This is a genomic window from Cryobacterium sp. 10I1 (assembly GCF_035019805.1).
Classification (GTDB): domain Bacteria; phylum Actinomycetota; class Actinomycetes; order Actinomycetales; family Microbacteriaceae; genus Cryobacterium; species Cryobacterium glucosi.
On record NZ_JASJVF010000283.1, the window covers coordinates 1 to 3,896 of the forward strand.

The 3,896-nt window shown below is 66.5% G+C and carries 4 protein-coding genes; all 4 read left to right on the forward strand.

Annotation, left to right across the window (positions count from 1 at the left end; genetic code table 11):
* On the forward strand, positions 1-1,209 hold a 1,209-nt coding region (locus tag QN345_RS16520), incomplete at its 5' end, for a sugar ABC transporter substrate-binding protein (protein WP_323508900.1).
* A 6-nt stretch (positions 1,210-1,215) separates the two neighbouring features.
* Entirely contained in the window at positions 1,216-2,358 is a 1,143-nt protein-coding gene (locus tag QN345_RS16525) for a carbohydrate ABC transporter permease (RefSeq protein WP_134559904.1), read from the forward strand.
* An 86-nt stretch (positions 2,359-2,444) separates the two neighbouring features.
* Entirely contained in the window at positions 2,445-3,245 is an 801-nt protein-coding gene (locus QN345_RS16530) for a carbohydrate ABC transporter permease (RefSeq protein ID WP_322137276.1), read from the forward strand.
* 73 nt (positions 3,246-3,318) lie between these two features.
* Positions 3,319-3,896, forward strand: a 578-nt coding sequence (locus tag QN345_RS16535) for a glycogen debranching N-terminal domain-containing protein (RefSeq protein WP_323508901.1), incomplete at its 3' end; no start/stop codon positions are given.

The following is a 3,896-nucleotide window of genomic DNA, read 5'->3' on the forward strand; positions in this document are numbered from 1 at the left end:
GCGCTCGCCCTCACGGGCTGCAGCTCAAGCTTCGGCGGCACCACGTCCGGCTCGACCGGCTCGGCCGCCGCCCTCACGAGCGACGCGAGCAAGAGCCTCACCGTCCTGATCGGTTCAAGCGGCGACGCCGAGACGAAGGCCGTCAACGCGGCCGTCGCATCCTGGTCCTCCTCGAGCGGCACGAAGGCCACCGTCTCCGTCGCGAGCGACCTCAACCAGCAGCTCGCCCAGGGCTTCGCGGCCAAGAAGCCGGCCGACGTGTTCTACCTGTCGACGGATGCCCTCGCCGGCTACGCCTCGAACGGTTCCCTGCTCGCCTACGGCGACAGCCTCGCCAACAAGGACGACTTCTACCCGAGCCTCGTCAAGTCCTTCACCTACGACGGCCAGTTCTACTGCGCGCCGAAGGACTTCTCCACGCTCGGCCTCGTGATCAACACGGATGCCTGGGCGAAGGCCGGACTCACCGACGCCGACATCCCCACGACCTGGGACCAGCTCGAAACCGTGGCCAAGAAGCTGACCACGCCCGACCAGGTCGGCCTCGCCATCGGCGGCGAATACGCACGCGCCGGCGCCTTCATGGCGCAGGCCGGCGGCAACCTCATGAACGAGGACAGCTCCAAGGCCACCGCGAACAGCGCAGAGGCCGTCGCCGGTCTCACCGAGGTCAAGAAGCTCCTGAACGACGGCGTGATGAAGTACGCGAAGGACGTCGGAGCCGGCTGGGGCGGCGAGGCTTTCGGTAAGCAGCTCGCAGCCATGACGATTGAGGGCAACTGGATCACCGGTGCCATGTCCAGCGACTACCCGAGCGTGAAGTACACGGTCGCCGAACTTCCGGCCGGCCCCGCCGGCAAGGGCACCATGCAGTTCACCAACTGCTGGGGCATCGCAACGGACAGCCCCAACCAGGCCGCCGCGCTCAAGCTCGTCGAGCAGCTGACCAGCAAGGACTCCCAGCTGGCCTTCTCAACGGCCTTCGGCCCGATGCCGTCGATCAAGTCCGCCGCGTCCGACTGGAAGGCCGCCAACCCGGTGCTCGTCCCGTTCCTGAACGGTGCTGACTACGCCGTCGGCACGCCCACCGCGAAGGGCTCAGCGGATGTCGTGACCGAGCTGAACTCCAAGCTCGAGTCCCTCAAGACGGGCGATCCCCAGCAGATCCTCGACGCCGCCCAGAAGAACCTCGAAGCGCTGCTGAAGTAGTTCGACATGTCGAAGCCCGCACGCACGTCTCGCCGCTCCGGAATCCGGGGCGGCGAGGCCGCCTCGGGGTGGCTCTTCACCGCCCCGATGATCATCCTGCTCGGGATGTTCCTCGTCGTCCCTGTGCTCATGGCACTCTGGGTCAGCTTCTCCGACTGGGGAGGCCGCGGCAGCCCCTTCGGCGGCAACGTGAAGTTCGTCGGCTTTGACAACTACTCCACCCTGCTGAATGGGGGCGGCCTGGCCGAACAGGACTTCGGCACGGCACTGCGCAACAACGCGTGGTACGTCGTGCTCGTCGTCCCGATCCAGACCGCCCTCTCCCTCCTGCTCGCCGTGCTCGTCAACCGGCAGATCCTCCGCGGCCGCGGCTTCTTCCGCACCTCGTTCTACTTTCCGTCGGTGACGAGCTCGGTGGCGATCACCGTGCTCTGGCTGTTCCTGTTCAGCTCGACGGGCGCCATCAACAAGCTGCTCTCGTTCATCGGCATCAACGGACCGAACTGGTTCAACGACCCGAGCGGCATCCTGCACAACTTCCTGCAGCTCTTCGGGGTGACCCAGGGCCCCGCCGCGCTCACGGACGGATCCTTCCTCGGCGTCTCCTGGTGGGACTGGCTCGCCGGCCCCTCTGTCGCCATGACGGCCTTCATCCTGATGGCCGTGTTCACCACGAGCGGCACGTTCATGCTGCTCTTCATCGCGGCACTGCAGAACCTCAGCGGCGAGGTCACCGAGGCCGCGATGATGGACGGCGCCAACGGCTGGCAGCGGTTCTGGAAGGTCACCCTCCCCCAGCTGCGCCCGACCCTGTTCACCGTGCTCACCCTCGGCCTGATCGGCAGCTGGCAGGTCTTCGACCAGATCTACACCGGCACCAAGGGCGCACCCGGCAAGACCACGCTCACGCCCGCCTACCTGTCCTACCAGTCGGCGTTCAACAACCAGGAATGGGGCCAGGGCGCCGCGATCGCGTTCATCCTCTTCGTGATCATCGTGTTCTTCACGCTCTTCCAGCGCTGGGTGCTGCGCGAACGGCCGGTGTCGAAGCGCAGGATGCGGCCCTACCTCACGAATCCCGCCTCAGCGGTCGCCCTGGCGGCCACGGCCACACCCGCATCGACGACGAAGTCCGGAGAGTCACGATGAGCGCGCCCACGGTCAGCCCAACCCGCAAACTCCGTGCCCTCAGCCGCGAGAAGCTCCCCACCCGCGCCGTCGCCGGCCGGTCGCTGATGTACGCGATCCTCACCGTGCTCGCGATCATCTACATCGCCCCGTTCCTCGTGCAGGTCGCGACCTCGTTCAAGACGGATGTCGAGGCGGCGAGCAATCCCATCTCGCTGCTCCCGCAGACCTGGTCGACCGCGGCGTACCAGAAACTGTTCCTCAACTCGGACTTCCCGGTCTGGTTCAAGAACTCCGCCATCGTCACGATCTTCGTCACGCTCGGACGGGTGTTCTTCAACTCGCTCGCCGGCTACGCCCTCGCCCGGTTGCAGTTCCGCGGCCGGACGGTCATCTTCGCCGGCCTGATCGCCGTGATGAGCGTGCCCGGCGTCGTGCTCCTGATCCCGAAGTTCCTCGTGATCAACCAGATCGGCATCTACGACACCTACGTCGGCATGATCGTTCCGCTCCTCACCGACGCCGCCGGGGTCTTCATCATGAAGAACTTCTTCGAATCGATCCCCGCGAGCGTCGAGGAACAGGCCCGCATCGACGGGGCAGGCACCTTCCGGGTGTTCTGGTCGATCGTGCTGCCGATGGCGAGGCCCGCCCTGATCACGATCATCATCCTGTCCTTCCAGGGATCGTGGAACGAGCTCTCGCACTTCATCGTGGCCACCCAGTCCCCTGAACTGACCACGCTCACCAAGGGCGTCGCTTCGCTCGCCTCCGGGGAGCTCAGCCAGGGCACCCAGTATCCGCTCAAACTCGCCGCCGCGGCGATCATGACCATCCCGGTCGCGGTGATGTTCTTCATCTTCCAGAAACGGATCATGAACACCACCGACGGCGCCGTCAAGGAGTAAGTCCCGGCCGGCCGGCCCACCTTCTCCGTCCCCCTGTGGACATCCGCTTCAACCCAGGAGTCGTTCCTTCCTCATGCTTTCCCAGTCCCTCATCTCGACGCCCGTGCCCATTCAGCCCGCCGGCGACCACCCGGTCCAGCCGCTGCTCCACGATTCGACCATCGTCCTCGCCGCACCCACCCAGGCGTGGTCACGTCCCGACGGGCGCACCGAACTGCCGATCCACGGCCTGTACCACGCGGACACCCGCGTGCTCTCTGGCTGGGACGTCTCGGTCGGCGGGGCACACGGCGAGGCGATCGCCCAGGCCGGGCGCGGTTCGGGCGAAGTGACCTTCACCTCGCTGCTTCGGCACCTCGACGACGCCACCGCCGACCCGCGGCTGCGGCTCGAGGTGACGCGGACCGTGAGCGCCGGGCGGATGCGGGAACGCATCACGATCCGTTCGGGCCTGGGCCACACGGTCTCGACCACGATCGCCCTGCGGGTCCACCCCGACTTCTCGGACATGCAGACCGTCAAGGCCGGGCTCGCCGACCCCGAGAGCCGGCGCGCGTTCCCGACTGAGGACCTGCCGGAGACGGCTGCCCTTGGTCTCAACGCCGTCGACGATCAACAACGTTGTCGACTGTTGAAAGGCCTCGTATCGTT